At 44.4% G+C, this 26,611-nt stretch carries 17 protein-coding genes, 1 tRNA gene and 1 riboswitch; of the genes, 6 read left to right on the top strand and 12 right to left on the bottom strand.

What is annotated here, in order from left to right:
- Positions 1–7: 7 nt before the first annotated feature.
- The 9 genes from JC606_RS04085 to JC606_RS04045 all read right to left on the bottom strand — a co-directional run bounded on the left by JC606_RS04085 (position 8) and on the right by JC606_RS04045 (position 10,588).
- Complete coding sequence (locus tag JC606_RS04085; RefSeq protein WP_198778067.1) at positions 8–1,732, bottom strand: GspE/PulE family protein; 1,725 nt, start codon at positions 1,730–1,732, stop codon at positions 8–10.
- The gene (locus JC606_RS04080) at positions 1,722–2,867 is read right to left on the bottom strand and encodes a tetratricopeptide repeat protein (protein ID WP_004740854.1); all 1,146 of its coding nucleotides are present in this window, start codon (positions 2,865–2,867) and stop codon (positions 1,722–1,724) included. The genes JC606_RS04085 and JC606_RS04080 overlap by 11 nt, the downstream gene beginning before the upstream one ends.
- Positions 2,868–2,869: 2 nt before the next feature.
- Positions 2,870–3,709 carry an ExeA family protein gene (locus JC606_RS04075; protein WP_137407224.1) on the bottom strand — a complete coding sequence of 280 codons (840 nt, stop codon included), beginning with the start codon at positions 3,707–3,709 and terminating at the stop codon, positions 2,870–2,872.
- 47 nt (positions 3,710–3,756) lie between these two features.
- Entirely contained in the window at positions 3,757–5,424 is a 1,668-nt protein-coding gene (gene mshL / locus JC606_RS04070; RefSeq protein WP_198778066.1) for a pilus (MSHA type) biogenesis protein MshL, read from the bottom strand.
- Between the two features lie 15 nt (positions 5,425–5,439).
- Entirely contained in the window at positions 5,440–5,772 is a 333-nt protein-coding gene (locus JC606_RS04065) for an MSHA biogenesis protein MshK (protein WP_137407226.1), read from the bottom strand.
- On the bottom strand, positions 5,765–6,412 hold the full coding sequence (pilO, locus tag JC606_RS04060; protein ID WP_004740858.1) for a type 4a pilus biogenesis protein PilO: 648 nt from the start codon (positions 6,410–6,412) through the stop codon (positions 5,765–5,767). Before pilO ends, JC606_RS04065 begins: the two co-directional genes overlap by 8 nt.
- The gene (locus tag JC606_RS04055; RefSeq protein ID WP_137407227.1) at positions 6,412–7,854 is read right to left on the bottom strand and encodes a PilN domain-containing protein; all 1,443 of its coding nucleotides are present in this window, start codon (positions 7,852–7,854) and stop codon (positions 6,412–6,414) included. Before JC606_RS04055 ends, pilO begins: the two co-directional genes overlap by 1 nt.
- A 2-nt stretch (positions 7,855–7,856) precedes the next feature.
- Positions 7,857–9,872 (bottom strand): RNase E specificity factor CsrD, encoded by a 2,016-nt coding sequence (gene csrD / locus JC606_RS04050; RefSeq protein WP_198778065.1) that lies wholly within the window; start codon positions 9,870–9,872, stop codon positions 7,857–7,859.
- Between the two features lie 161 nt (positions 9,873–10,033).
- A complete protein-coding gene (locus JC606_RS04045; RefSeq protein WP_198778064.1) occupies positions 10,034–10,588 on the bottom strand; it encodes a single-stranded DNA-binding protein in 555 nt (184 codons plus the stop codon).
- Between the two features lie 279 nt (positions 10,589–10,867).
- Between JC606_RS04045 and JC606_RS04040 the strand changes: the two genes are divergently transcribed.
- The 4 genes from JC606_RS04040 to JC606_RS04025 all read left to right on the top strand — a co-directional run bounded on the left by JC606_RS04040 (position 10,868) and on the right by JC606_RS04025 (position 17,386).
- The gene (locus JC606_RS04040) at positions 10,868–11,515 is read left to right on the top strand and encodes a LuxR C-terminal-related transcriptional regulator (RefSeq protein ID WP_198778063.1); all 648 of its coding nucleotides are present in this window, start codon (positions 10,868–10,870) and stop codon (positions 11,513–11,515) included.
- A gap of 157 nt (positions 11,516–11,672) precedes the next feature.
- Positions 11,673–12,545 carry a UTP--glucose-1-phosphate uridylyltransferase GalU gene (gene galU / locus JC606_RS04035; protein ID WP_019826989.1) on the top strand — a complete coding sequence of 291 codons (873 nt, stop codon included), beginning with the start codon at positions 11,673–11,675 and terminating at the stop codon, positions 12,543–12,545.
- 149 nt (positions 12,546–12,694) lie between these two features.
- Positions 12,695–15,526, top strand: coding sequence for an excinuclease ABC subunit UvrA (uvrA, locus tag JC606_RS04030; protein WP_198778062.1), 2,832 nt, complete (start codon positions 12,695–12,697; stop codon positions 15,524–15,526).
- A gap of 96 nt (positions 15,527–15,622) precedes the next feature.
- The gene (locus tag JC606_RS04025) at positions 15,623–17,386 is read left to right on the top strand and encodes a PglL family O-oligosaccharyltransferase (RefSeq protein WP_137407232.1); all 1,764 of its coding nucleotides are present in this window, start codon (positions 15,623–15,625) and stop codon (positions 17,384–17,386) included.
- Positions 17,387–17,477: 91 nt separating this feature from the next.
- On the opposite strand, the gene JC606_RS04020 is transcribed toward JC606_RS04025, so the two are convergent.
- The gene (locus JC606_RS04020; RefSeq protein WP_137407233.1) at positions 17,478–18,617 is read right to left on the bottom strand and encodes a pyridoxal-phosphate-dependent aminotransferase family protein; all 1,140 of its coding nucleotides are present in this window, start codon (positions 18,615–18,617) and stop codon (positions 17,478–17,480) included.
- A 176-nt stretch (positions 18,618–18,793) separates the two neighbouring features.
- A riboswitch (Lysine riboswitch) is annotated at positions 18,794–18,971 on the top strand.
- 108 nt (positions 18,972–19,079) lie between these two features.
- Between JC606_RS04020 and lysC the strand changes: the two genes are divergently transcribed.
- The gene (gene lysC, locus JC606_RS04015) at positions 19,080–20,447 is read left to right on the top strand and encodes a lysine-sensitive aspartokinase 3 (protein ID WP_198778061.1); all 1,368 of its coding nucleotides are present in this window, start codon (positions 19,080–19,082) and stop codon (positions 20,445–20,447) included.
- Between the two features lie 105 nt (positions 20,448–20,552).
- On the opposite strand, the gene metH is transcribed toward lysC, so the two are convergent.
- Entirely contained in the window at positions 20,553–24,230 is a 3,678-nt protein-coding gene (gene metH, locus JC606_RS04010) for a methionine synthase (RefSeq protein WP_102424822.1), read from the bottom strand.
- Between the two features lie 168 nt (positions 24,231–24,398).
- Here metH and JC606_RS04005 point away from each other — a divergent pair, with 168 nt between their 5' ends.
- The gene (locus tag JC606_RS04005) at positions 24,399–25,679 is read left to right on the top strand and encodes a cation:proton antiporter (protein WP_004740869.1); all 1,281 of its coding nucleotides are present in this window, start codon (positions 24,399–24,401) and stop codon (positions 25,677–25,679) included.
- Between the two features lie 746 nt (positions 25,680–26,425).
- On the opposite strand, the gene JC606_RS04000 is transcribed toward JC606_RS04005, so the two are convergent.
- A tRNA-Trp gene (locus JC606_RS04000) sits at positions 26,426–26,502 on the bottom strand.
- Between the last annotated feature and the right edge of the window lie 109 nt (positions 26,503–26,611).

The following is a 26,611-nucleotide window of genomic DNA, read 5'->3' as shown; positions in this document are numbered from 1 at the left end:
TCTACCCCTACAGATAAATTGGGTCAGTTGAACCAGACGCATCACCTTCGCCGAGGTTCATTATCTCGTCGAGGCTCACGACACCTTGCAAAGCCAACTCCATCGCAGATGCTAATAGTGGTTTGTAGTTTTCAGACTGTCTTGCGGTTTGAGCAAAACCTACCGCATCGTTAGCTCTCAAAGCATCCATCATGTTGTGCTCAAGCTCCAACATCTCGAATACACCGATACGCCCACGATAACCGGTTAAATTGCAATTCTGACAACCACGACCTTTCATGAAAGGCACGTCGACCTGATTAGGGAAACGAACACTCAGCCATTGTTTGCGCGCTTCGTCCAACTCATCATCAACTTTACAGTCGATACACACTTTACGAACCAATCGCTGTGCAACTACCGCACGAACCGCACTCGCAACTAAGTAACCGGGCGCCCCCATATCCATCATGCGTAGCGCACTGTCTACCGCATCGTTGGTGTGAAGCGTACTTAGCACTAAGTGACCGGTCAGTGCTGCTCTCAAACCAATCTCAACCGTTTCATGGTCACGCATCTCACCAATAAGAATAATATCGGGGTCCTGACGTAAAAAGGTTCTTAAGATAGTAGAGAAATCGAGGTTGATTTTAGGGTTTACCTGAACTTGGTTCACACGAGGAAGGCGATATTCCACCGGATCTTCCGCGGTAATGATCTTTTTAGCCGGCTCGTTCAATTCACTTAACGCGCCATAAAGAGTGGTTGTTTTACCTGAGCCCGTAGGGCCAGTAACTAGTATCATTCCGTGAGGGCGACGCAATTGTTTACGAAGACGAACCAGCAGATCACTTGGGATGCCCGACGCTTCCAATTTACGTAAGCCGACAGATTGATTGAGCAGACGCATAACCACAGACTCACCATGCTGTACTGGCATGGTCGACATACGAATATCAACAGATTGACCTTTGGCTCTAATATTAAAGCGACCATCTTGAGGAAGACGTTTCTCTGAGATATCCAGGTTTGCCATCAGTTTTAAACGCAATATCAACGCTGGTGCGATATTGACTTCGTTTAATAGAGTTTCATGCAGCACGCCATCAATACGTTGGCGAATACGCAATACATTGGCCTCCGGCTCTATATGGATATCGGAAGCATCAACTTGAATCGCATCTTCAAACAATGAGTTTATCAGCTTCACCACTGTCACTTCATCACTGTCGTCCTCTGCAATGTCAAAATCAAAGGCTTCACTAACTTGATGCTCAGCATGAAGCTGCTCAGCAAATGAGGCGATCTCTTTGGTCCTACGATAGTAACGATCAAACCCATCGACAAGTTGCCTTTCAGGCGCGATAACAAACTCAAGTACGTAATCGCCTAATTGACCAAGCAGCGATTCTTGGGCAAACAGATCCGCAGGGTCACTCATCGCCACACGCAGCGTGTCACCTTGACGACCAATGACTAAAGCGCGAAGACGGCGAGCATGTACTTCAGGTAAGAGCTGTACCGCTTCAATATCAACGTTCGCTCGGCTTAAATCAATAAGAGGAATAGCAAGCTGTTGCGATAGAAAGCTCAACATTTGCTGTTCAGATAAGAAACCCAGTTCGATCAACGTATCACCGAGCTTACGACCACTACTCTTTTGAGAGGCAAGTGCTTGATCAACATGGGCCTCGGTAATGATGCCTTCTTCAACAAGCAAATCACCAAGCCTTTTTCTTAATCTAATCTGCATGGCTGCTCTCCTCTAAAGCACTGATTATTTTCAATCGGTCACGCACAAAGCTTTGTGATTGGGATGAGATACCGACTCGAGTTAACGCACCTTGATATGATTGTTTTGCTGCAGCGAAATCCAACTGCCGCTCTTGCTGTATCGCTAAACCTAGCCACCAGCGAGCGTTCTCAGAATCAATCTCGACCAGCTTTTGGTAACTCTCCAGTGCTATATCTTCTTGCTGTGACTTTTGGCTCAGCGCAGCACGCATTGCTAAGTATTCTTGAGTTGGATGCGGAGGCATATGTATTAGAGGGCTTAACGCTGCTTCTGCTTGGTCCGCTTTAACTAACAGTTTTGATAAACCCAAACGTAGCTTTTCACTATTGATGTTGAGCTTAATGCCCGACTGAAAAAGTTCGTAAGCTTTACGAGTGTCACCCTTGCCGAAATAGAGAATAGCGAGCTTTTGACGAACATCCTCATTTCTTGGCGTATAACGAAGTGCTTCGTTGTATCCCTTCAATGCACCAGTAAGATCATTCGCATCGAGCGCTTTCTGAGCTCGCCCTTGAGCATTTACAGAAAGCTGCTCTGGTGTCAGTTCTACTTGTTCAATCAGTATTGCACTGTTTTCTGAATCTTTTGGCTCATCAGAAATAGAAGCTGGGCTGCTCTTCGCAACACTCGCAATCAAGGTCGGCTCAGGAACTTGTGTCGTATTTACTTTTATTGTTGCTGTCGGTTTCGCTTGTACCTGAGGTTTTGTTATATGTTGCGTTTTAACCGCTGAATCCACAACTGGTGCCTGATTTCGAGAGCTTGTTTCTGGGCTTACTTGAGTTAGATAGGAAGCATCGACCGTCACTAACTTCTTAGTTGGCGATGACGGAGCTTGAGTAACAATGGCAGGCACTTCTGCCGATCTATCTACAACAGAGACCTGAACCTGCCTATCTCGAGTAGAAATTGAGTTCTCAACCGTTGGGCCCTGTGATATCGCCCAACCGCCCATGGCCAAGCTCAGCGTAAAACCTGCAGCTACCCACACCAATGGTGAGCGCGTTTTTACCTTAGGCACGACCGCGGCTTCTATTGCTGTCGCTGATTTTTTCTTTGCCAATTCAGACAAGGCGTTATTAATGACACTCATAATTAATTCCAACCCCACAGTATTGGCGTTTTAAATTTGGGCTTACACACATCGTAAGTTTCATGCATCGCAGAGAACAGATGTTGGTTATCGATATTTTTTTTGCTTTCACTGAACGACAACAGTAAAGCCTTGTGGCATAGCTGATTGATCAACCTTGGGATACCTTGTGAAGAACGACAAATCGCTTTTTTTTGATTCAAACTGAACAGTTCTGGGCTGCCGCCTGATTTAGCAATTCGGTTATCAATATAAGCCACCGTCTCATCAAGAGTTAGCGCCCTTAATGTCGAACTAAAAGTGATTCTTTGACGAAATTGTCTTAGATGATAAGCCTCTAAGCGAGTATCTAGTTCTGGCTGCCCAAGCAACACTATCTGAAGTAGTTTCTTGTCTTCAGTTTCCAGATTGCCGAACAATCTCAATGTCTCTAGTGCTTCGTCAGAGAGAGCTTGCGCTTCGTCAATAATCGCAACCACTCTTAAACCTGAGTTATGCAGTTCAATCAACTTATGTTGAATGTTATCCACCAGAGAGGCTTCATTCTCAACCGTTAAATCAAGCTCTTTGGCGACTGCATGACGTAAGTCAGCTCCAGACAACACAGGATTTGGCAAGTAAATTAATGCGGTACAGTCTTTTAGGTGATTGACCAACATCCGGCAAACCATTGTCTTACCGGTGCCTACTTCTCCAGTCACCTTGATGACGCCCTCTCCCATCTCTAACGCCGAAATGACCGTTTGAATAGCCTCAAAATGCGGGGCTAATCCGTAAAAAAAATCGGTATTCGGCGTTAAAGTAAATGGCAGCTGTTCAAAACCAAAATGAGTTTGATACATAGGTTCGCCCAGCTTATTAAAGCGCTGCCAGCTTACAAATGGCGCAGTTACTCTTCATCTGGGAACCATTCCTGAAGTAAATTACGAGAACGCTCCAGCTCAGTTTGCCAAGTATTCACACCCACAACCGTCGGTTTAAGCAAAATGACAAGCTCAGTCTTTTGTGTCAATTGGTTGGTGTTGCGGAATAAGTGCCCTAAAGCTGGAATATCACCTAAAAATGGAATCTTAGAGGTCACATCACTGGTACTGGATTTCATCAAACCGCCAATAACCACTACATCACCATCTTGTGCACGAATCACCGAGTCAGACTCACGAATAGAACTTTTCGCGAGCGGAAGCTGCACGATCCCTGTAGTTAAACCAAGGTTAAGCTCTTTAATTTCTTCGTTGACCTCGATAACCGCAGGGTGAACATGAAGAAACACATTGCCTTTATCATCAATCTGAGGAGTCACATCTAAAGAAATACCTGAGAAGAATGGTGTCAACTCCACTTCAGGAACCACATTGGCATTATCACCACTCCCTACTGCGCTTGATAACTCAGTCACGTAGTATTCATCAGTACCTACTTTGATCACCGCTTTTTGGTTATTCGCAGCCGTCACTCTAGGGCTAGACAGTACGTTCAAGTCACCCTGTGTACCCATGAAACTTAATACGGCTTCAAAGCTACCACCAGAAACAACGAGATTAGATTGGCCCCCCAAAGCAAGACCAATTGGATCCATCCCTGGTAATGAACTTGGGATAATAGTACCTGCCGCATCCTTGACGATAGAGCCCATACCAATCGTGTAATTAGTTCCGTTCGACGAGAACATTTTCGTCCAGTTAATACCTTGCTGGTAGCCATCACTCAACGTCACTTCCATGATTTTGGCTTCAAGGATAACTTGGCGTTGCAAGCGCTGTTGGGAAACACCTAAGAACTCGCGAACCTCACGAATTTCATCAGGGAAAGCACGAACCGTAATCACACTCGCTTGAGGTGTTACGACAACACTTTGCCCATTTCCAGAACCAATTAGGTGTGCAACCGCAGCCTCAAGTTGTGGCCAAAAATCACTTTCAGAAGTGGTTTGAATCTCAGTACCACCGTTCGAGGTAGAGTTTGAATTATTTGAAGAGTTAGATGAATTCGACGAATTCAAGTCCGAACTTGAAGATCTCGACGAACTGTTGTCTGAATTAGAGATCGTCCCCGTCGTTATCGTAGTCAACGAGCGACCAGCACGTTTAACCTGTAAGTAGTCGACAGGGATCGTCACAGTGCGAAGGCCTGCAGGGTAGACTTGAATCACTTTGCCGCGCTTTTCAATATCGTAGCCATACATGTCCTGAGCTACAGCCAGCACCTCATCTAGCGTCACATCCGTTAAGTTCAGCGTAAGCTTTCCAGACACGCTAGGATGAATCGCTGCACTGTATTCTGTGCCTTTCACTAAACTGGCAAAGAAGGTTCTCGCTTCGACACCTTTTGCTTGAATACGGAAACGCTTCACGGTTTCCACCACAGGAGACATAGCATCAGTATTAAGCTGAGGCATAAGGTCATCTTGTACAGACAAAGGCAGGTCGTGAAGCGCCTTGCTGTTCGCTTCATTAATAGATTCGTTTAAAGACTCTTTTATCTCAACAGGGTCACGATGCCCCATCGAACAACCGACCAAAGATGACACTAGGATTGCTACTACAAGTTTACGCATGTCTTCACTCAAACCTTAATTATTCTTAATATCTAAAGAGAACATCTCTAATTTCCACTGCTTAGAGCTTCTCTGCAGAGTGACGTATTCTGAATCTATTTTCTTAACTCGATACCCTCTTACCATCTCCCCTTGAGCAACAATTTCACCATTGAGAATGGCGTAGCAAGGCGTATCCGCTTTACACACGATACTTTCCAAAGAGGGTAAACGATAATGAGTTGGCGCTTTCTTCGCCGGCGCTGTTTTTTGCTGAGGTGCCATCCAACCCAGAGGAGCGGTTGGATCTTGCTCTGCCGAAACCAATGAACTGGTAAGCAGCAGAGACAACAATAGAGCTCTAACCACCGATAAACTCCTGTCTAGTACCTAATGTGTAAACCTCAAATACAAGTCGAGCTTTCGGGTATTCTTCTACTGTGTATTCAAATGTACGCCAGTAGTAGCTCACAGGAAGAGACTCAAGAGCCTCAAGGTAAGCTGCAATGTCAAAGTAACTACCGGTCAATTCCATTCTCACCGGGTGAAGAAAATAACCTGAATATTCACTGGTCTCTTTGTTGTTCGAAATCGCTTCTGGCTTAAGTGACTCCAACGACTCCAATTTCAAGCCATTACCTGCATTAAGTACACTTTCGAGCAATTGCGACATTTGGGATGGCGAAATCAACCCATCAATCATTTCGGCAAGTTCGAGAGACAGTTCTTGACTCTCTCTCATCAGTTTTTTGTATTCGAGGTTGATCTCTTTATCAGGGTCTTTGTTCAATTTAGCTTGCAGAACAAGTAACTCACCTTGCTGCCTCTGATTCGACTGAGTCAAATTCGTCATTTTGGCGTTTTTAGCTTGCAACTCGAGGTATGCAGGCTCCACCAGTAAAGTAAATAGCAACATGGAGAGACCAACGAAACCACACACGAAAAGCAGCCACTTCTCTCTTAGGCTTAATGCAAGAAACTTATCGCTAAGCTGATTCCACTGCTGCATTACTTGCTCTCCCTACGAGTACTTAACTCAAAGGTCACCACATCTTGATCATTACGACCTATTTTCAGTTTTTCAAAAGAACGACCAACAAGATTAAGCTCATTTTTAAATTGGCCAATCCAGTTAGGGACGACATTCGCATTACGAGCGAAGCCACTCATATCTAGCGTGTCATGGGTCATATAGATGTGCGAAAGAGAGATGTCATTTCTGCCTAATTGAGCTAAGGAATTCATGACGCCAGAATACCCGACTTGCTGAGATTCGTCGTATTGTCCAACCGCCTTTAACGCCTCTTTTTTTGCTTGAGTCTCACGTTTGAGACGCTCAACTGCCGCTACTTTATCAGGGGAAGGTTTATGTTGAGTTAACTTACTATTCAATTGGTTAAGTTGCTTGTTAAGCTGGCTCGACTCTTGTTGCAGAGCTGTTAATTCAGCATCTAAGTTGGAAGCTTGGTAGTTCATCACAAAGTAACTGCCAAGCAACAATGCACCAACCACTCCCCAACTCGCAGCGACATTCGCTAAAGTAAAATACTCTTTTTTAGGCTTTAAATGCTCAGGGTAAAGATTGACGTTAAACGTCTCTTTTTTAGCCGCAAGTTGAACCAAAAAACTCTCAGAGTTTCCACGCTCTCCTTCAACGAGCAAAGAGACCGTCGAACTCAGTGTATTATTTAACGCACTTTGTAATTCCGCTTCATCCTCTTCATCACAACAGAGCTTTAATTGATGAAGCTGCGTGCCTTTAATTTGAGAAGACAAATAATCAATAGAGCGTTGAAGCTCCAAGGCAAGGCCATCTAATTGCAGAGCACTGGACGCCACTCCAGTTAAGGGGGGCACAACACTACGAATGGTTCTTTGGAAACAAACGGTATGTTCAACAAACGCACCCAGCTTGAAGTGCGAATTAGTACTGCGTTGTAAAAGGATAAAATTCGACAGTTCACTAGCACTATAACCCCAGATTTCATCTTCTGGCACTACACCTTTGAGCTCAATTTGCGCCGAGCTCGTAATATTAACCAGCTTGTCCAATAGCTTTTTCGGCAATACATACACTTGTAGCTTATTCGAAGTTGGTAGAGCAACCGCACTCGCGGTGATCTCCGTAACTCTCTCCGCAACAAGGTCTTTGAGTAGAAATGGTAGGGCTACCGACCATTCGTTTTCTGGGATGTCCGGCTTATCAAGCTGATGGGTTTGGTAATAGTTGGTACTAACAATAAGTTGAAGAGTATTGCTGGTAAACTCCCCACTATTTAACGACTTTTTCAGCGCACTTTCCCAGTCACCATTAACGAAAGGAATACTGATTACTTGGGATTCTTGCCCTGTCGATGAAATATAGACAGCATCGTTGCCCAGCATGACAACTTGAGTGTTGCCATCGCTTTTGCTTGGCTTCAATTTGTCTACAATCGCTTTAAAATTCATACTTAGCTACTACTCTTACGCCATCGATTTCTTCGACCAATTTTTACTAACGATTCAGTTTTCACTGACTTTGAGTCTTTATTAGGCAAAGGGATAATTTGTTGTTCTTTGTCGAAATACCTTCCCTGATAGCCGTTTATACCTATTTCTATCAAAGTGTTCTTTTCTTGTTTTGTCTCAACTCCCACCGCAATTACTTGAGTTGGGGCGTCACCACATGCCCCGACTAAACTACGGACAAACAGCTGATTCTCATGCCGTTGATCGATTCTCTTAATCAAACTTCGATGAAGCTTTATATAGTCAACCTTCAGGTCCTTGATGTAATGAGTGCTGACAATAGTTCGCCCAGCTTGACCAACAATGATTTTGCACCCCAGTCCGCGCAGCATCTTCGCCACTGGCCTCATATAATCAAGATGGGCAATGAGATCCCCCTCAGAGAACTCAAAAGCGAGTTGCGAACGATGCTGTGCAGAGAGCTGCAGCAATTCACTCCTAAACCATTTAAAATGTTGCTTACTCGCAAATGGCGTGACATTGAGGTTAATTGAATAATAATTAGGTTGAGTTGATTCTTTTAATGATTTCAACACCACCTTCAAAACCGATTGATCCATTTGAGCTTGATAACCCACTTGCTCTACCGCAGGCATGAATCGAGAGGATTTCAATAAGCCTCTCTCTGGGTCCTGAATTCTAGTAAATATTTCTCTATGCAATTCATTAACTTGACCCACCTCTGACATAAGATAACACCGCTGGGCAAAGATTACTAAATTATCAGGAATCAACGCTGTATCAAGCAGCGTCCTCCAGCGAACGCTACCTCTATCAAGATCATTTTTGTTTTGTTTCGGGAAGCGGCTCCAGTTATTAATACGCTCCAATTGCGCACTTTTTAATGCCGTTTCTGTTTCACTCATGATTTGGCTGTGACGTTCACCTTCGGTGTACATGGTCACACCGATATGGCACCAATTATCTGACTCTAAAGGCTCTGGTGGTGTTAGCTTATCAAGTTGTCTTAAACACTGGGCTGCCAGTGTTGCAATATCTTTAGCACCTTGATGCGGAATAAATACAGCAAAATCGGCTTCGTAATAGCGAGAAAAAATTACATCTGGATACCTCTGAACGATATTCGATAAAATTTCACCAACCTCAATAATAAAATTATCTGTAACTTGTTTATCATTATCATCACGTACCTGTTCCCACTCATCGATACGTATCAATAACACACCACCACGAGCGCCACTTTCATGCAATGCCGATTCGAGCTTGTTGTCAAACAATACTCTGTTGGCAGTGCCTGTGAGTTTATCTAAGAAGGCATGGGTACGAATAAAGGTATCAAAGCGACTACGCTCTTGCCGAGCGTCTTTTAACTCTTCAATAAGAACATCGAGAGCTTCACTCGCGGTAAAAGGCCACTCTCGCTCATCACCTTTTGCATGAGCTTCAACCTGACCAGCAAGAATCATCCTTCCACGCTCTTCCAGCATTTCAGACCCCATCAATTGCTCCTTTAACCATCGAACGCCACGAGCTAAACAGAAAATGATCAAAGCGACCGCTAAAGTGATCGACCACATCGCCTCTAATGAGTAGCTATATCCAATGTAAGGAGGCAAAGCCTTAAATTCAATTTGGTAACCGGTATTTCGCTCTAATACATAACTTTTTAGATACAAGCGGCTAGGATCAATCTGTGGTGAGGTGTCTTTGAAACGATAGACAATGCCGGTCTTATTTGTCAGCTTCATCTCAACAATGTTGCTTGCTTGCAACATCTTAGGCATCCAACGTTGCATTGAATATGCGGCGTCAGGATCTTCCATTTCCTTATCTACGACGTCGACAATACCCTCCAAATAGTGGTCTAAATACTCTTGTCCGATACGCTTAAATGATAGGGTGCCACCAATAAAAAGAATGAACATCGCACTGATCACTATCACGGTGACAAATGCGACCAAACGGGTGCTCAATTTTAGTGTGGGGGTATATCTCATGAATAAAGAAATCCTTTTCAACTCACATTATACCGTATTACTACTTATACTATAAATTGAGGTTGTTAATAAAGCGTTAAGAATTCTAGGTAGCAAAAAGCCGCGATAATCGCGGCTCTTTCCAAATTAATACTGTCTTTATAATATATTAAAAACAGGGCTTAAAATGGGATGTCATCATCAAAATCCATCGGAGGCTCATTATATTGAGGTTGAGCCTGCTGAGGAGATTGTTGAGGTGCTTTCGGCTGCTGTTGAGCTGGGGCACTGTATTGCTGCTGCTGTTGCGGCTGCTGAGGTTGACCCCAACCGCCTTGCTGTTGCTGGCCACCCATGCCGCCTTGAGCTGGTGCGCCACCTTGAGCACGACCTCCTAGCATTTGCATTACGCCGTTAAAGCCTTGAACCACAACTTCAGTTGTGTAGCGATCTTGACCGCTTTGATCTTGCCATTTACGAGTTTGCAGTTGACCTTCAATGTAAACTTGAGAACCTTTACGTAGGTACTCACCAGCAACTTCAGCTAGCTTGCCAAACAGAGCAACACGGTGCCATTCTGTTTTTTCACGCTGTTCGCCAGTTGCTTTATCACGCCATGACTCTGACGTTGCAATGGTAATGTTCGCTACTGCGCCGCCATTTGGCATGTAACGAATTTCTGGGTCATTACCTAGGTTACCCACTAATATAACTTTGTTAACTCCACGGCTAGCCATGATTTGCTCCGTCTAAATTCATAGTCTCAGAAAATTTTTAGCGCACAAGAATAGCATGCTTTTCTGCTGTGATAAATCGCATTCCTATTCTCACTTCACGACAAAGAATAAAAACGTAACAAATCATGATATTCAGAGCGATGTTGCTTTTTTCTCCACTGATAAACCACTCATTTACTTTAAGAGTTGATATTCAACGCAAGTAACAACGATGGTGCTAGAGAAGCAAAAGTCTGCATGACAACGTGAAACCTCATTAAATTTAGACATGGAGTTTCAATGAGAAAGTCTCGATACGCTCGCACTTTACACTTTATGTGCATCGACCCAAGTGATACTTACTTACACGTAAAAGAAATAGAAAAACACCTGTCTATTATCTTGTACAAGATGACGCCAGGCGACTTAATGTTAGTAGACAGAAAGCAGAGTAATCGCATTCTTCTTGTCGACTATAAGCAAGTGCCAGAGCTATTAGCAACCTGCCCTAACTTGACCGTGATGTGGAAAAATCATGAGATCATTTTGTTTAATGTCCCACAGCAACTGCCGACCTCAGAGCTTTTGACTTATGGTGTATTAAAAGGACTGTTTTATAACACCGATAAAAAAGACAAGATTGCTCATGGTTTACAAGAGGTAATCGATGGCGATAACTGGCTGCCAAGAAAGGTCACCAACCAACTGCTGTTTTACTACCGTAATATGGTCAATACCAACACAACGCCTACCAATGTTGATCTCACTATTCGCGAGATTCAGGTCATTCGTTGCCTCCAATCAGGCTCATCGAACACACAAATAGCCGATGATCTTTTTATCAGCGAGTTCACGGTGAAGTCTCACCTCTATCAGATATTCCGCAAGCTGGCGGTAAAAAATAGAGTCCAAGCGATCGCATGGGCCAACCAGAACTTGCTTGCATAATTGATCTACTTCTTAAAGTGACGATAATTTTGAGGGAAGCTCTGGTTAGTCATACGGATTGTTGCTGAATTTTCGACATAATTTGTGCTAGAGTTGCCCTCAGAAATATCAACCACTCTGGTTGAATCGATAATTATTATAGATAAAGGGTCTTACGATGATCAAAAAGTGCCTTTTCCCGGCAGCAGGCTACGGTACACGCTTCTTACCAGCAACCAAATCAATGCCGAAAGAAATGATGCCAGTAGTAAACAAACCACTGATTGAATACGGCGTTGAAGAAGCAATCGAAGCCGGTATGGACGGAATGTGTATCGTAACGGGTCGTGGTAAGCACTCAATCATGGATCACTTCGACAAGAACTACGAGCTTGAACATCAAATCAGTGGCACAAATAAAGAAGACCTGCTGGTTAATATCCGTGAAACGATTGAAGCTGCAAACTTTACCTATATTCGTCAACGCGAAATGAAAGGCTTAGGTCACGCAATCCTGACTGGTCGTGAGCTTGTGGGTGACGAACCATTCGCAGTGGTACTTGCCGATGACCTATGTGTAAATGAACAACAAGGCGTGTTGGCACAAATGGTTGCGCTATACAAACAGTTCCGCTGTTCTATCGTAGCTGTTCAAGAAGTTCCTGAAGAAGAGACACATAAGTACGGTGTTATCTCAGGTGAAATGATCAAAGACGACCTGTTCCGTGTTGATGACATGGTGGAAAAGCCAGAGCAAGGCACAGCACCAAGCAACCTAGCGATCATTGGCCGTTACATCCTGACTCCAGATATCTTCGAACTGATCGAGCAAACAGAGCCTGGTAAAGGTGGTGAGATCCAAATCACCGATGCACTGCTTAAACAAGCAAAAGCAGGTTGTGTATTGGCATACAAATTTAAAGGCCAGCGTTTTGACTGCGGTAGCGTAGAAGGCTACATCGAAGCAACAAACTACTGCTTTGAAAACCTATACAAGAAAGACCAGCAGCAAGTTGAGTTAGGCAAACACTCAACACAGAAAGAAGCATAACTGCTGACTGGTAAGTAACAATTCACACAATGTAAAGGGCGGCTCTTTGAGTCGCCCTTTTTAATTACTGTTTTTTTATCCAGTAAAACTTTGCACAAATCTCACTCTATGTAATACTTTAGCCACTAAAAATTACATGGTCTGTTGAGATGGATAAAATAGAAATTAGAGGCGCTCGTACGCATAACCTCAAAGACGTAAACCTTACCATCCCTCGTGATAAGCTGATTGTTATCACAGGTCTCTCTGGTTCAGGTAAGTCATCGCTTGCGTTTGATACCCTCTACGCAGAAGGACAACGCCGTTATGTTGAATCTCTGTCTGCCTACGCTCGCCAATTTCTATCCCTTATGGAAAAGCCAGATGTCGACCATATCGAAGGCTTATCTCCCGCTATCTCGATAGAACAGAAATCGACGTCTCACAACCCTCGCTCAACGGTCGGTACTATTACAGAAGTTTATGATTACCTGAGGCTTCTTTACGCACGAGTCGGGGAACCTCGCTGTCCAGAACACAACACACCACTTGCCGCACAAACCATCAGCCAAATGGTGGATAAGGTACTTGAACTACCTGTTGGATCAAAGATGATGCTGTTAGCACCAATCGTTAAAGAGCGTAAAGGTGAGCATGTAAAAACACTGGAAAACTTAGCGGCTCAGGGCTTTATCCGCGCGCGTATTGATGGTGAGACATGCGACCTATCCGATCCACCAGCACTAGAACTGCACAAGAAACACACGATAGAAGTAGTGGTTGACCGATTTAAGGTACGCCCTGATCTTCAACAACGCTTAGCCGAATCTTTCGAGACCACATTAGAGCTCTCCGGTGGTATTGCTGTTGTCGGTAGGATGGATGAAACAGACCAAGAAGAGATCGTATTCTCTGCTAACTTCGCTTGCCCTAAGTGTGGTTACAGCATGCAAGAGCTTGAACCTCGCCTATTTTCATTCAACAACCCAGCAGGTGCATGTGGCACGTGTGATGGCCTTGGAGTTCAACAGTACTTTGACCCAAGCAGAGTGATCTTGGATGAAAGTTTAAGCATCGCAGACGGAGCAATTAAGGGCTGGGATCAAAAGAACTACTACTATTTCCAGATGCTAACATCGCTCTCTGAGCACTATGGTTTCGATCTGTTTGCACCCTTTAATTCTCTCCCAAAGAAGACTCAAGAGATTATTCTTAAAGGTTCAGGTCGTACTGAAGTTGAATTCAAATACATCAATGATCGTGGTGATATTCGAGTCAAACGTCACCCATTTGAAGGCATTTTGAATACGCTAGAGCGCCGTTACCGTGATACAGAATCAAACGCAGTCCGTGAAGACCTTGCTAAATACATCTCAACGAAATCATGCTCTAGCTGTGATGGTACACGCTTGAGATTAGAAGCTCGTAATGTCTTCATTGGCGATACAACACTGCCTGAAATCGTTGAACTGAGCATTGCTGATGCACTGCAATTTTTCCAAGAATTGAAGTTAGACGGTCAGCGCGGACAAATCGCCGATAAGGTGATGAAAGAGATCAATGATCGCCTGCACTTCTTGGTTAATGTCGGTTTGAACTACCTCAACCTGTCACGCAGTGCTGAAACCCTATCTGGTGGTGAAGCGCAACGAATTCGTCTCGCAAGTCAGATAGGTGCAGGCTTAGTGGGAGTTATGTATGTCTTGGATGAACCATCGATTGGCCTCCACCAGCGTGATAATGAACGACTGCTGCAAACCTTGGTTCACCTGAGAGATTTAGGCAACACAGTGCTTGTCGTTGAGCATGATGAAGACGCTATTCGCTGTGCGGACCATGTGATCGATATCGGCCCAGGCGCTGGTGTTCACGGTGGTCACGTCGTCGCTGAAGGCACTATGCAAGATATCATCGACAATCCAAACTCATTGACTGGTCAGTACTTAAGTGGCGTAAAAGAGATTGAAGTACCAAAACAACGAACGCCGATCGACAAAAAGAAAGTCGTCGAGATCATTGGGGCTACCGGTAATAACCTGAAAAATGTCACAGCAACTATCCCTGTTGGCCTATTCAGTTGTATTACAGGTGTATCAGGGTCAGGTAAGTCGACACTGATTAATGACACCTTCTTTAAAATTGCTCACACCCAACTCAACGGTGCAACGACAGCAGTACCTGCACCACATAAAAAAATCAAAGGCTTAGAGCATTTCGACAAGGTCATCGATATTGACCAAAGCCCTATCGGTCGAACGCCAAGATCAAATCCTGCAACCTATACAGGGATCTTTACACCTATTCGTGAATTATTTGCGGGGACACAGGAGTCTCGTTCGCGCGGTTACAAACCGGGACGCTTCAGCTTTAACGTGCGTGGCGGACGTTGTGAAGCCTGCCAGGGCGACGGTGTTATCAAGGTCGAAATGCACTTCTTACCGGACGTTTATGTGCCGTGTGATGTGTGTAAGGGCAAACGCTACAATCGTGAAACACTAGAAGTTCGCTACAAGGGTAAAACCATCGACGAAGTACTGGAAATGACCGTAGAAGACGCACGTGAGTTCTTTAATCCGGTTCCAGTGATCGCTCGCAAACTGCAAACTCTCATGGATGTCGGCCTTTCTTATATTCGTTTGGGGCAAGCCGCAACTACCCTATCTGGTGGTGAGGCTCAACGTGTTAAATTAGCGCGTGAGCTGTCTAAACGAGATACAGGGAAAACGTTATACATTCTCGATGAGCCAACAACAGGCCTTCACTTCCACGATATCCAACAGCTATTAACCGTATTACATCGCCTACGTGATCACGGTAATACCGTTGTGGTGATTGAACACAACTTGGATGTCGTTAAAACCGCAGACTGGATACTCGATCTCGGCCCTGAGGGTGGTCAAGGTGGTGGTGAAATCGTTGCAGAAGGCACACCAGAAGATGTGGCACTAGTCGAAGGTTCACATACAGCACGCTTCCTTAAGCCTATGTTAAATTTGAACTAGGTGTAAAATAGCGTCCTGTGGGTGGACAGAAAAATGTTAAAGTAACGGAGCTTGTTTCAAAAGGAACAAGCTCCGTTTTTATAAGGTTAGGGATTTATGGCAACAATACACACTAGCGGAACCCAGCTAGAGCATCAGATCACTCAGCTACCTCTCAACAAAGCATTCCTTGCTTCATTAGCTGTTGTGTTCTTACTCGCCATGCATTTTTTCATGCCTAACCCAGGTGGTTCGGGCCTTGCTCTATCCTTTAATCCGACGACTTGGCTGGCTCTAAGCTTCACTCTAGCGATTGGATTTTACCAGCTAGCAACCAATCGAGAACTTAAGTATTCCAAGTTAACCGTAGGCTTACTGATCAGCTGTGTGATACTCACATTGCCTATTCTATACAGCAATGCTTCACCGCAAGGAGCATCCAGTCGATTACTTGGGTTATGGGCTGGCTTTGCTTTATTTGTAGTACTTCAGCAGTTCAAATTCAGTAATAAACATAAACAGCGCATGCTGTGGTTCATCGTACTTGCTGTCGTCATACAGGCACTGTTTGGCTATGTGCAATATTTTTTGCTGGAGCCTGGTAACCTATTTGGTTACAACACTGAAGCCAATCGTCCTTATGGGATCTTCCAGCAGCCTAATGTGATGGCTAGTTTTTTAGCGACGGGTTTTGTCCTTTCTGCTTACCTATTAGCGAGGCAGCCAGCCAAGTACAACCACAAGATTAGTGAATCATTTTTACTCTACCTAACACCAACGTTAACGGTACCACTGCTGATCATAATCGCATCACGCACAGGTTGGTTAGCAGCACTCATTGGGTTCTTGTGTATTCTGCCTTACTTATACAGATTCTCGACCAAGAAACGCTTCTATGGATGGTGTGCATCCGTTGTTGTCGGTGTCGTAGTTGCATTTTCAGTAATCAGCCTTAGCACTACAGATAGCATAGCGAGTAAAAAAGCGAACCTAGAGAGCCCTCGTGCTTACACCTTCCCGCAAACATTAGACATGTTGGTAGAGAAACCATTTACTGGTTACGGCTACGGAAAATTTGAATCAGAGTACACCCTGTATACCGCTCGCCAGCATCAACTCAATTCAAACTATCACCCGGGGCTTCCAGCAATGGATCACCCCCACAATGAGTTTCTATTCTGGGGAGTTGAGGGCGGTATTGTACCTATCATAGGAATATTGATTGCCGCAGTATTAGTATTGTCGCGGATCTCAAGCTCAGCCAAAGGAACACGCTTGGCTTTACTGGCGCTATTCATACCGATACTTTTACACTCTCAATTAGAGTACCCGTTCTATCACTCAGCGATACACTGGATAACCTGTATCATATTGATTTATTGGGTCGACCAGCGCGCTTCACGTCATTATCAGCAGCCGTTCAGCATCATCAGTAAAACCTTATTTAGAGTGACCAGCTTGGTGTTACCAATTCTGGTGAGTGTTTACATGTTGAGTGCACTGCATACTAACTATGTACTGACCAAATTTGAGCGATCTAAACCTAAAAACCCAGACATTCTCAAACAAGTCACTAACCCTGTGGTTTGGAAAGATCGCTACGATTGGGACATATACAGCACCTACCTGAACATTGGTCTTTATAAGGGTGACCCTAGCCTTATTCAGCCTTACGTTGATTGGTCACTAGAGATCATAAAGAGTAAACCAAGACCAGCGTTCTACAGTAACCTGATCCTTGCTTACCAAGGTTTAGGGGAAGAGAGCAAAGCGGAGCAAATCCGTAGTGAAGCAAAGTTTCTATTTCCAGACAGAGACTTTTCACAGGTTCAATACAAGAAAATATCTCAAGCTGAAAACAACGTCTCATCGGCAGAGTAGTAGCCAATTTTAACTCGTAGTATTACCTTTAAAGCAAACAAAAAAAGCGCACGATCCTCGTGCGCTTTTCTTTGAAACTAGTCTAATTCGGTTATTTAAGTACGTCTTGCAGTGCTTTAAGGCACAACGTCACATTCTCTTTACGAGCGCCGTAGCCCATCAAGCCAATACGCCATGCCTTACCGGCCAAAGAACCAAGCCCGGCACCAATCTCAAGATTATACTCTTCTAAAAGCTGCGATCTGACTTTCGCTTCATCAATTCCTTCTGGGAAGTAAAGCGCATTAAGCTGTGGTAAACGGCTCTCTTCATCAACAACGAACTTCAGCCCTAATGCTTCTACACCTTCTTTTAATTCTTGATGCATGGCGTGATGACGAGACCAAGCATTATCTAAGCCTTCATTTTTCAGTAGCACGAGAGACTCATGCAGCGCGTAAAGGCTATTGACTGGTGCAGTGTGGTGATAACTACGCTTACCTTCACCGCTCCAGTAACCTAATACTAGGCTCTGATCCAAGAACCAGCTTTGTACAGGAGCCTGACGTGCTTTCATTTTATCAACAGCACGCTGAGAGAAAGTCACAGGTGATAAACCAGGAACACAAGACAAGCACTTCTGACTACCAGAATAAACCGCATCGAGCTGCCATTCGTCCACTAACAGTGGTACACCACCCAATGAGGTTACCGCATCAACAATAGTCAATGCATCGAACTGGCCAGCCACCGCAGAGATAGCTTGAGCATCCGATAATGCACCAGTAGAGGTCTCAGCATGTACAAACGCAACCGCGACTGCGTCTGGGTTTTCTGTCAATGCTTGCTGTACCTTTTCGACAGATACCGGCTTACCCCATTCGTCGTCAACGAGAATTGCTTCGCCACCGCAACGCACCACGTTTTCTCGCATACGCTCACCAAACACGCCATTTCGACAGACGATGACCTTTTCACCGGGTTCAATCAAGTTAACAAAACAAGTTTCCATACCGGCGCTGCCCGGCGCTGATACAGCAATCGTAAACTCATTATCTGTCTGAAATGCATACTTAAGAAGCTGTTTAACCTCATCCATCATTGCAATAAACAGCGGGTCTAAATGACCTATGGTTGGACGACTCAAAGCTTGCAGTACTTGAGGTGAGATATCAGAAGGCCCAGGCCCCATTAACGTTCGATGTGGTGGATAAAAACTATCGATAGTAGAAGTATTTGTTAAGTTAGACATGAAAATCCCTTACGTTAATGGTGTTGATATTCCACCCTAAAGCAAATCGAACATGTCAGCAATTAGCCTTAGGTCTTGAGGTCAAACCACTGTCACATAATTGTTAAACTTATTTTTAAATTATCTCAAGTTACCAATTGACATTGTGAGCGCAAACACGTTCAATGAAATGGCTATCTAGCAGAAGAGGAGCACTGCCCAGGCAGATGTTTTGTGGAACCGCATTTCCGATACAAAGCATTTATGGGGAGCAGTGCCGAGATAATAAAAGGATGCAGGACCTTTATTATCGGTTGAGCGGGCTGAATCCCGGCAACTGTCACCATTTCTATATGGTGAAGAGCTTCTGAGGTTACTATTCACATAATTCCTCTCTTTTTGCTCTAAAACTCTCTTCGAAAAACATTGGACGTTGGATTACCCAACCGTAATTTTATTTTAGGAAGTCGTGGGAGATATATCGTGAGTGCATCTAATGTAGCTGGTTCTTTTAATGTCGCTAAGTTTGGTGGTACAAGTGTTGCCAACTTTGAAGCAATGAGCCGTTGTGCTGCCATTATTGAAAACAACTCAAATACCAAGTTAGTCGTAAGTTCTGCGTGTTCAGGTGTAACCAATTTACTTGTCGAACTGGCAAACGGTGTGCAAGACAAAACTCGCCGTCAGGAAGTGATGACCCAGTTGACGGACATTCATAATGCAATTCTTGACCAACTTGCTGACCCAACTAGCGTCGAAAAAGAAGTTCACTCCATTCTTGACGACATTGCGAGCGCTGCCGAGGCTGCATCATTTCAAACAAGCACTAAGTTAACCGACCACTTAGTTGCGTGTGGTGAGTTGATGTCGACACACCTTCTTGCTCAAATCCTTCGAGAACGAGGTGCACCTGCGGTTCGCTTCGATATCAGAGAAGTGATGCGCACCAATGATGACTTCGGAAAAGCAGAACCTCAGCTTGAAGAAATTTCAGTGCTAGCGAAAGAGAAACTGATTCCATTGTGCCAACAACAAGTTGTAGTCACACAAGGCTTTATTGGTGCAGACAATGACGGCAACACAACAACCTTAGGTCGTGGTGGTAGTGATTACTCGGCAGCGCTTATTGCAGAGTCAGTACAAGCGATTGGCTTAGAAATTTGGACGGATGTTCCAGGCATCTACACCACCGACCCTCGTATTGCACCTAAAGCTTCTCCAATCCCAGAAATCAGCTTCAGTGAAGCATCTGAGATGGCAAACTTTGGAGCGAAGATCCTGCACCCATCAACGCTAGTTCCAGCATTACGTCACCAAATTCCGGTGTTTGTCGGCTCTTCAAAAGCACCAGAATTAGGTGGAACTTGGATCCGTCAAGAGGTGGAAAGCTCCCCACTGTTCAGAGCCCTGGCCCTTCGCTGCAACCAAACCATGGTTACACTACGTAGCGCTAATATGTTCCATGCTTACGGTTTCCTTGCGAAAGTATTCGAGATCCTTGCTAAACATAAGATCTCCGTTGATCTTATCACTACCTCTGAGATCAGTGTTTCACTCACCCTAGATCAAACTGATACATCTGGTGGTGCTCCTGAATTACCAGAAGCAGCACGTCTTGAGCTAGAAGAACTGTGTTCAGTCGATGTAGAACATGACCTATGTTTGGTGGCATTGATTGGTAATAACATGAGTGAAAGTAAAGGCTACGCTAAGCAAGTATTCAGCACCCTTGAAGATTTCAACCTGCGCATGATTTGTTACGGGGCAAGCCCTCATAACTTATGCTTCCTGCTCAATGAGTCAGTCTCTAAACAGGCGATTCAAAAGCTGCATCAAGAGCTATTCGAATAAGGCGATAGTGAATTAATAAGAGTTCAACGCTCAAAGTACAGATACAAAAAGGGTTGCAATTAAGCAACCCTTTCTATTTTTACAAGTAACTCGCGGATTTAATAGCTAGTTAATATTTGGACCTAGCCACTTCTCAGCTTCCAACATATCCCAACCCTTACGGTCAGCATAGCTGTCTACTTGATCCTGTTGAATCTGAGCAATCGCAAAGTATCGAGAATCAGGGTGAGAGAAGTACATCCCAGAAACTGAAGCACCAGGCCACATCGCATAGCTGGACGTCAGTGACATATCGATGGTCCTCTCAACATCCATCAACTCCCACAACGTGCCCTTCTCTGTATGCTCAGGGCAAGCAGGATAACCAGGAGCAGGACGAATACCTTGGTATTTCTCTCGAATCAGATCATCGTTAGATAAGTCTTCATCTGGAGCGTAACCCCAAATGTCCTTTCGTACCTCTTGGTGTAGGTATTCAGCAAACGCTTCAGCCAGTCGATCAGCCACAGCCTGAATCATGATGGCATTGTAGTCATCACCATTGGCCTTGTATTCATCCGCTAGCTCACGCTCACCAATACCGCCTGTCACAGCAAAACCACCAATCCAGTCCGCTTTACCGCTTTCTTTTGGAGCAATGTAATCTGACAAACAGTAGTTAAAGCCTTTAGGCTTCTCAGTCTGTTGGCGAAGGTTATGTAGAACTTTGAGAACCTCGGTACGAGACTCATCGGTATACACCTCAATGTCATCACCAACACTGTTAGCAGGGAACATCGCACACATACCACGGGCTTCAAGTAGCTTCTCTTTCTCTACACGATCCAGTAACTCGTTCGCATCTTTGAATAAACGTTTTGCCTCTTCGCCCACTTCTTCATGGTCAAGAATAGCTGGGTACTTACCGACTAATGACCATGTCATGAAGAATGGTGTCCAGTCGATGTAGTTGCGCAGTGTTGCCACATCAAAATCATTGAATACATGCACACCCGGTTTAGCTGGTGCTGGCGGAGTATATGCGTCCCAATCAATCGCCACTTTATTTGCGCGAGCTTGCTCGAGTGTCACTGGCTTAGTGCGAGGCTTCTTACGATTATGCTGATCGCGAACGCGCTCGTAATCTAAGTCCAACTTCTCAACGAAGGCAGGTTTTAGCTCTTCAGAAAGTAGTGAGGTACATACACCAACTGCACGAGAAGCGTTATTAACGTAGACCACTGGTTCTGAGTAATTCTGTTCAATTTTAACAGCAGTATGCGCCTTGGATGTCGTAGCACCACCAATCAATAGTGGTAACTTAAAGCCTTGTCGTTCCATTTCTTTGGCAACATGCACCATTTCATCAAGGGATGGAGTAATCAGGCCAGAAAGCCCAATAATATCGACGTTTTCTTCTTTCGCGACTTTGAGAATTTTTTCACATGAAACCATCACGCCTAGGTCGATGATGTCATAGTTATTACATTGAAGAACGACGCCAACAATGTTCTTACCAATATCATGAACATCGCCCTTAACTGTCGCGAGAAGGATCTTACCGTTACTCGCACCAACTTCTTTGGATGCATTAATAAACGGCTCCAAGTGGGCTACAGCTTGCTTCATTACACGGGCCGATTTAACAACTTGAGGGAGGAACATCTTGCCTGCACCAAACAAGTCGCCGACCACGTTCATGCCGTCCATTAACGGACCTTCAATTACCTCAATTGGTCGAGCTGAGTTGACACGTGCTTCTTCAGTATCTTCAACGATGAAGTCAGTAATACCTTTGACCAAAGAGTGCTCTAAACGCTTCTCTACAGGCCAAGTGCGCCACTCGAGTGCTGATTTATCTTCAACTTTACCAACCGCTCGCTCTAGATACTCGGTTGCCATATCCAGCAAGCGTTCCGTAGAGTCTTCACGACGGTTTAGTACAACATCTTCAACAGCATCACGCAGATCTTCTGGCACGTTATCGTAAATTTCCAGCTGACCAGCGTTTACGATGCCCATATCCATACCATTTTTAAAACAGTGGTATAAGAATACAGCGTGGATTGCCTCACGAACGTAGTTATTACCTCGGAATGAGAATGACACGTTCGATACACCACCCGAGATCATCGCATGAGGTAGGTCGCGCTTGATATCGCCTACCGCTTCAATGAAATCAACCGCATAGTTGTTATGCTCTTCAATACCAGTCGCAACCGCGAAGATGTTTGGGTCAAAAATAATGTCTTCAGGTGGGAAGCCAACCTCATCAACAAGAATGTTGTAAGCATTGGTACAGATCTCGACTTTACGTTCACGTGTATCTGCCTGACCGACTTCATCGAACGCCATCACGATTACGGCTGCACCATAGCGGCGAACCAACTTCGCTTGCTCGACGAACTTCTCTTTACCTTCTTTAAGAGAAATTGAGTTAACGATACCTTTACCCTGAATACATTTCAGGCCGGCTTCAATAACCTCCCATTTTGATGAATCGACCATTACTGGGACTTTTGAAATCTCTGGCTCAGAGGCACATAGATTAAGGAATTTAACCATACACGCTTCAGCGTCTAGCATTCCTTCATCCATATTGATATCGATGATCTGGGCACCATTTTCAACTTGCTCACGAGCAACACTCAATGCCTCATCGTAAAGCTCTTCTTTGATCAAGCGTTTGAAGCGCGCAGAACCGGTCACGTTCGTTCGCTCACCCACGTTTACAAACAGAGACTCTTTTGCAATGGTCAGAGGTTCTAAACCGGATAAACGACACGACACAGGTAGGTCCGGCAATTGGCGAGGAGTTACACCTTCAACCGCTTCTGCCATTTGACGAATATGTTCTGGCGTAGTACCACAACAGCCACCAATCAAGTTCAAGAAGCCACTTTCAGCCCATTCTTTAACGTGCTCTGCCATGTCTTCAGGTGAAAGGTCATACTCGCCAAATGCGTTAGGTAAGCCTGCGTTAGGGTGAGCAGAAACATAACTCTCTGAGATACGAGACATCTCGCCAACATACTCACGCAGCTCATCAGGGCCTAATGCACAGTTCAAACCAAACGAGATAGGCTTAACATGACGAAGGGCGTTATAGAAAGCTTCCGTCGTCTGCCCTGAAAGCGTACGACCTGATGCATCAGTAATGGTGCCAGAGATCATGACCGGTAAAGTGATGCCTACTTCTTCGAAAACAGATTCCACTGCAAAAGCACACGCTTTAGCATTGAGTGTATCGAAGATGGTTTCGATAAGAATAAGGTCTGAGCCACCTTTGATCAGCGCGCGAGTCGATTCAGAGTAGGCCTCGACTAACTCATCAAAACTCACATTACGATAACCCGGATCATTAACATCTGGAGAGATAGAACAAGTACGGTTTGTTGGGCCTAAGACGCCGGCAACGAAACGAGGTTTTTCAGGAGTCTTTGCAGTCCATTCGTCAGCGGCTTCTCGTGCTAACTTGGCTGCTGCAAAGTTAATTTCTTCACTAAGGCTTTCCATATCGTAGTCGGCCATAGCAATGGTTGTAGCGTTAAAAGTATTGGTTTCAAGGATGTCTGCCCCAGCTTCCAAATATTGCGAATGAATATCTTTGATAAGCTTAGGTTGTGTAAGTACCAAAAGGTCATTGTTACCCTTTAAGTCACTATGCCAATCCGCAAAGCGTTCACCACGATAGTCTTGCTCTTCCAATTTATAGTCCTGAATCATGGTACCCATGCCACCATCAATCAGTAAAATTCGTTGCTTCAACAGAGCATCAATCTTTTGCCTTACATTACTTCCCACGGTACAACCTCATTCCTTTAATTATGCTTCCATCCTATCACACATTAAAAAGGAGTCTAGACGTCTAAAAGAGGAAATTGATTACCGAGTCCTGACAAAAAGTGTTTGCTATTTGAGCATGAGACAACGAAAATTCATATTCATACTTTGTTACATGTTGGTACCCCAATGTCGGTCTATTACACCTTATGCTTCTTGTCTGCTGCAGCCATGCTCATTGCCTTTGTTAATAGCAAAATTGGTAAAATGCAAACAACCATCGCCATCACAGCAGGCTCAATGATGCTGTCTCTTTTAATTATCATTGCGGGCCAAAACAACTGGTTTCAGTTGGCCGACATTGCTTCTGAAACGGTTGCCAGTATCAACTTTGAAGACTTCCTACTTAAAGGGATATTAGGCTTCTTACTATTCGCAGGCGGTTTAGGGATAAAACTACCAAACCTAAAAGACCAAAAGTGGGAAATCACAGTGCTCGCACTCGGCGCTACTCTTTTCTCGACCTTCTTTATTGGTTTTGTTCTTTATGGTTTCTGTCAGTTCATCGGCATCCAATTCGATCTCATTTACTGCTTACTATTCGGTTCTCTTATCTCCCCTACCGACCCAATCGCTGTTTTAGCCATAGTAAAGAAACTCGATGCACCGAAACGAATCTCAACTCAGATTGAAGGTGAATCGCTATTTAACGATGGTTTTGGCTTGGTAATCTTCGTCACTCTATTCACCATTGCGTTTGGCACAGAAGCACCGACAGTTGGCAGCGTGACCATGCTATTTGTCCAAGAGGCTATTGGCGGTATCGTTTATGGTTTTGCATTAGGTCTTATATTCCACTACCTAATCAGTAATACTGATGACCACTCAATGGAATTGCTACTCACCATTGGTGTCCCTACTGCAGGTTATGCTTTTGCTGAAGTTCTCCACGTATCAGGTCCATTAGCTATGGTGGTATCAGGTATCATGATTGGTAACTGGACTCGCTTTATCGGCTTCTCTAAAGAGAGTGAAGACCACCTTGACCACTTCTGGGAACTAATAGATGAGTTCTTAAATGGCGTATTGTTCTTATTGATTGGTATGTCGATGCTGCTGTTCAAATTCCACCAAGAAGACTGGATCTTAATGGCATTCGCAGTTCCTCTAGTATTGAGTGCACGCTACCTGAGTGTTTTCTTGTCGTACATTGGATTTAAGCGCTTTAGAACTTACAACCCATGGTCGATTAAGATTCTAACTTGGGGCGGCTTACGTGGAGGCTTAGCACTAGCCATGGCTCTATCAATCCCTTCCGGTATCTGGGTAATTGAAGACAAAGCGATAGATGTTAAAGAGATAATCCTTGTCATGACCTATGCCGTAGTGGTGTTCTCGATTCTGGTTCAAGGCTCGACAATTACTCCTATGATAGAGAAAGCAAAACAAGCAGAGAAAGAGCTAGATTGACACCTAGATAGATTAACCAAGGCCGCCTACTTTAGGTGGCCTTTTTTATACCTAATGAAAGTCAAACTCACCAATTCCCACACTGAAGCTATCGCTGAAAGGTATGTGTAGAACATAGAAGCTTATATAGATATTTGATACCACTATTATTGGAGTAATCGAAAGCCTTAATTTGGGGGGAGTACTAAATTTGGCCGGAACTCTTTCAGGAGGTTAAGTCCTACAGATACCTCATTGTTTTGCACACTCACTAGCCTCCCCAATAACCCACTCTCAAGTTATATTAGCTTCAATCGAAAGACTTCACCTTTCACCTGGAAACACAAAGAACGGGAATCAATGTCTCGCTAGAATAGCGTTAGTTATTAACTAGCGGAACTATAGAGCAAAATGAGTATTGGCTAGATAGAGATCACTTGGTACTTCTAGCGTTACTTCTAAAGATGACAGGAATAATAAAGGCTCTAGCATTTTGCTGGGACGCGCACTCTAAAGACTTAAATATGGCAGGAATGGAGAGATTAGACTGAGCTGGCGAGCTAGGGGAACGCGTAGTTATTCCAACTTTGCTTCGCGAAAAAAAACCTCAGCATTTCTGCTGAGGCTTAGTATATGGCAAGGGTTGAGGCATAAACTCCCAACACGCACAGTTTTGGTAAGTAGGGGAATCCGCGGCTCTGCCAATAGAGTATTATTAGATTCAGAAAGCAAAAAGGCTCTAGCATTTCTGCTAGAGCCTTTTAATGTGGCAGGGGTGGAGAGATTCGAACTCCCAACACGCGGATTTGGAATCCGCTGCTCTGCCAATTGGAGCTACACCCCTAAAACTTTTTGTACTTTAGATTCGAAAAAACCTCGCACTAGGCGAGGTTATCGAATAAGTGGCGGAGTGGACGGGACTCGAACCCGCGACCCCCGGCGTGACAGGCCGG

The sequence above is a fragment of the Vibrio sp. IB15 genome, assembly GCF_016406055.1.
GTDB classification, from domain to species: domain Bacteria; phylum Pseudomonadota; class Gammaproteobacteria; order Enterobacterales; family Vibrionaceae; genus Vibrio; species Vibrio chagasii.
This window is presented reverse-complemented; position numbering and strand designations above follow the sequence as displayed.

Coding starts and splice junctions, on each gene's coding strand:
- JC606_RS04005 (WP_004740869.1), top strand. CDS start 24,399: ATGTCGGTCTATTACACCTTATGCTTCTTGTCTGCTGCAGCCATGCTC.
- mshL (WP_198778066.1), bottom strand. CDS start 5,424: ATGCGTAAACTTGTAGTAGCAATCCTAGTGTCATCTTTGGTCGGTTGT.
- JC606_RS04085 (WP_198778067.1), bottom strand. CDS start 1,732: ATGCAGATTAGATTAAGAAAAAGGCTTGGTGATTTGCTTGTTGAAGAA.
- uvrA (WP_198778062.1), top strand. CDS start 12,695: ATGGATAAAATAGAAATTAGAGGCGCTCGTACGCATAACCTCAAAGAC.
- JC606_RS04040 (WP_198778063.1), top strand. CDS start 10,868: ATGAGAAAGTCTCGATACGCTCGCACTTTACACTTTATGTGCATCGAC.
- JC606_RS04055 (WP_137407227.1), bottom strand. CDS start 7,854: ATGAATTTTAAAGCGATTGTAGACAAATTGAAGCCAAGCAAAAGCGAT.
- JC606_RS04020 (WP_137407233.1), bottom strand. CDS start 18,617: ATGTCTAACTTAACAAATACTTCTACTATCGATAGTTTTTATCCACCA.
- JC606_RS04075 (WP_137407224.1), bottom strand. CDS start 3,709: ATGTATCAAACTCATTTTGGTTTTGAACAGCTGCCATTTACTTTAACG.
- JC606_RS04045 (WP_198778064.1), bottom strand. CDS start 10,588: ATGGCTAGCCGTGGAGTTAACAAAGTTATATTAGTGGGTAACCTAGGT.
- csrD (WP_198778065.1), bottom strand. CDS start 9,872: ATGAGATATACCCCCACACTAAAATTGAGCACCCGTTTGGTCGCATTT.
- galU (WP_019826989.1), top strand. CDS start 11,673: ATGATCAAAAAGTGCCTTTTCCCGGCAGCAGGCTACGGTACACGCTTC.
- pilO (WP_004740858.1), bottom strand. CDS start 6,412: ATGCAGCAGTGGAATCAGCTTAGCGATAAGTTTCTTGCATTAAGCCTA.
- JC606_RS04080 (WP_004740854.1), bottom strand. CDS start 2,867: ATGAGTGTCATTAATAACGCCTTGTCTGAATTGGCAAAGAAAAAATCA.
- JC606_RS04025 (WP_137407232.1), top strand. CDS start 15,623: ATGGCAACAATACACACTAGCGGAACCCAGCTAGAGCATCAGATCACT.